Genomic DNA, 2,921 nt, shown 5'->3' with positions numbered 1-2,921 from the left:
TCAAATCCTCGTCTCTCTCGTTTATCCAGTCGTAAAGGCATAAAGCAGTTTTAAACTCCTTCAGAAAGAAATCATAATCTGCCGAGTAAACTGAAGGGTAGTAAGTCAGTTCTTCTCTTAAATTCTCAAGCTCGTTCTCTATCCAGCTGTCTGCTTTTCTAATACTGAGAAGTTCCATATCCGGAGTTCTGCAAATTAGGTGGAGCATAGCCAAGTCGGAAAGATCATCAAATTTCGATAACTCTTCTTTAAATATGAATCCCGAAAGGGGATCGATGTAAAGCTTCGAAACAAGTTTGCCGAAAGAGGTGGGAGCGTACTCTACGATCATCTCCCACTTTTCAAGCTGGAGGACTATCCTTCTTATCTCCCACTCCAAAGTGAACTCGTTCTGATAGGCGAAAAACGTCGTTGAGTAGAATTCGAGCAAATCTTCAAAGCTGCTGGCAATTCCTTCGGATATCAACGAGAGGGTGTGAAACCTCAAATGGGTTTCGCTTCCAAGTTTTGAGATTACCCTCTCCGGCTCACCAGCCAGATATCTTCCAGCAACTTTCAAAGCCTCCTCCCTTGTTTTTGTCACTATTATAGCTTCCCCGTACTCATCTAAACCGGGTCTTCCGGCTCTTCCAGCCATCTGCTTGTATTCGCTCACCATTATCGGAGAGTAAACTCCGGAGTCGTAACGTCTGTAGCTCTTCAAAATGACTCTTCTTGCTGGAAGGTTAACTCCAGCTGCTAAAGTCGGAGTGGCGACGAGAACTTTTATCCTTCCTTCCCTGAAAGCCTTTTCTATTGCAACCCTCTGGGAATTCAACAATCCGGCGTGGTGAAAGGCACTTCCCAGCTTAACGCATTCCGAAAGCTTTCTGCTCATCTCCCCCTCATTTTCCTCAAGAACCTTTTCGGCAACATCGCTGTTATCCTCAACGAACTCCTTCGTGTACCCCGAAATTTTAACGGCATAGCTCTCAGCATTCCTCCTCGTGGATTCGAAAACCAAAACCTGTCCACCCTCTTCAAGGGTTTTCACTATAAGCCTCTCAATAGAGCTTTCGGCTTTGATTTCCCTCAAAAAACTGTTTTCGAACTTTAAAAGTCTTCCCGGATAGAAAACGTATTCGTAGAGGGGTGTTGGTCTCCACTCGCTTTTAATCAACTCGGCATTTAACCACTCAGCAATCTCATCAGCATTCGGAATTGTTGCGGAGAGAGCGATTATTCTCAAATTGGGGTTCAATTTTTTCAGTTTCGCTATGAGTATTTCAAGGGTCGCTCCCCTTTTTGCGGAATCTATTAGGTGTATCTCATCGACAACAAGCAAGCTTAGCTTTTTCAACCAGCTTGCCTCGTTTCTGAGTAAAGAATCAGCTTTCTCAGACGTCGTGACGACTATGTCACATTCCCCGAGCCACTCATCTTTACTTTCGTAATCTCCCGTCGATATACCGATTTTTACTCCAATTTCCTCCCACTTAGAGAATTCTTCGAATTTTTCTCCAGCAAGAGCTCTTAAAGGAACCGTGTATAAGCATTTTCCCCCGCGAATAACTTCATAGACCATCGCCAACTCAGCAATGAGCGTTTTTCCACTTGCTGTTGGAATTGCAACGACCAGATTTTTGTCCGAAAACAAGCCTTTTCTCACAGCCTCCTCTTGGGGTGGATAAAGATTCTCGATTCCCTTTTTTTTAAGAATTTCGACGACATACTTAGAAAGATAATCCGAAAGGGTGTCAACGTTCATTACCCATAAGATTACGAGGAGAATTTATTAACTTAATGCATCCAAAAACTCCCTCAGAATTCTCTCGTCGACTTCTCTGCTTATCCTCAAAAACTTTCCCTCCACAGCTATAAACCCCCTCTTAAATCTGTAAGCATTTTTGAATGGGTAAATCTTCACTTTTTTCGCCCCAAGGGACAAAATCTTCTCCTCATCTACGGTAACATTCCTTTCGAGCTTAACAGTAAAGGACAGATCGTCTCCCACCGCTATAACAGAGGGAAAAACTTTTCTTAATTTATCCTGCAGTTCCCAAGGCCTTTCGTTCGATTCTCTTGCAATTCTGAATGCCTCAAGAATCTTCTCCTTAACCTCCTCCATGTACGCTCCTTTATCTACCGGCAGTAAAAATTTACACCTCCAACGCTTGGTTTGTTTGTATGTTTGTCATTGAGGGGAAAAAATATCGCAACAGGTTCGGAGTTTTCAAAGATAGGATAGATGCCGGAGAGAAACTCGCCGATTTAATCGAAAAACATTTTGATGTTGATAGAGATAAGACGGACGTCGTTGCTATTCCAGCCGGAGGAGTTCCAGTAGCTTGGGCAATGGCTAAAAAAATGGGCTTGAAATTGAAGATCCTGCTCGTTTCAAAGATCCTATTTCCCTGGACAACCGAAGCGGGCTTTGGAGCGTTGAGCATGTTCGGAGACCTCGAATTAAATAGAAGTGCCATTCGCTACTATAAAATCAGCGAGGATGTCGTCGAGGAGCAAGTAAGGAGGACGAGGGAAAAAATTGAAAGGAGGTTGAAAATCATTCCCGAGAGGTATTTGCTTAAAGACGGAAACGAAAACGCTTTTCTCGTTGACGATGGACTGGCATCCGGATACACAATGCTCGTAGCGATAAAAAGCGCAAGGAGGTTTTACGATAGAGTTTACGTTGCTGTCCCAACAGCCTCCTCCCATGCAATTAACCTAATTTCCAAGAGCTGCGATGGAATATTTTGCGTGAATTTGAGGGATATCTATCCGTACGCTGTGGCAGACGCCTATCTGGAGTGGCACGATGTTAGCGATGAGGAAATGCTGGAGTTCCTGAAATAGCAAAAAGGGAGTTTCGTAGTTTTACCTGAAAAAGCAGGAGCGTATCTTAAATTTGAGCGGTTTAATTTAACCGCAAACTTCATAAG

The 2,921-nt window shown here is 43.5% G+C and carries 3 protein-coding genes; 1 reads left to right on the top strand and 2 read right to left on the bottom strand.

Annotation, left to right across the window (positions count from 1 at the left end; genetic code table 11):
• Together F7C14_RS10735 and F7C14_RS10730 are read right to left on the bottom strand one after the other, a co-directional pair.
• Positions 1–1,747: DEAD/DEAH box helicase (locus tag F7C14_RS10735; protein WP_290902780.1), on the bottom strand; the 1,747-nt coding region annotated here is incomplete at its 3' end.
• Between the two features lie 27 nt (positions 1,748–1,774).
• A complete protein-coding gene (locus F7C14_RS10730) occupies positions 1,775–2,107 on the bottom strand; it encodes a hypothetical protein (RefSeq protein ID WP_290902777.1) in 333 nt (110 codons plus the stop codon).
• A gap of 59 nt (positions 2,108–2,166) precedes the next feature.
• Between F7C14_RS10730 and F7C14_RS10725 the strand changes: the two genes are divergently transcribed.
• Positions 2,167–2,835 (top strand): phosphoribosyltransferase, encoded by a 669-nt coding sequence (locus F7C14_RS10725; protein ID WP_290902775.1) that lies wholly within the window; start codon positions 2,167–2,169, stop codon positions 2,833–2,835.
• Positions 2,836–2,921 lie beyond the last annotated feature (86 nt).

This window comes from Ferroglobus sp., from assembly GCF_015521575.1.
Taxonomy (GTDB): Archaea; Halobacteriota; Archaeoglobi; order Archaeoglobales; family Archaeoglobaceae; genus Ferroglobus.
This window is presented reverse-complemented; position numbering and strand designations above follow the sequence as displayed.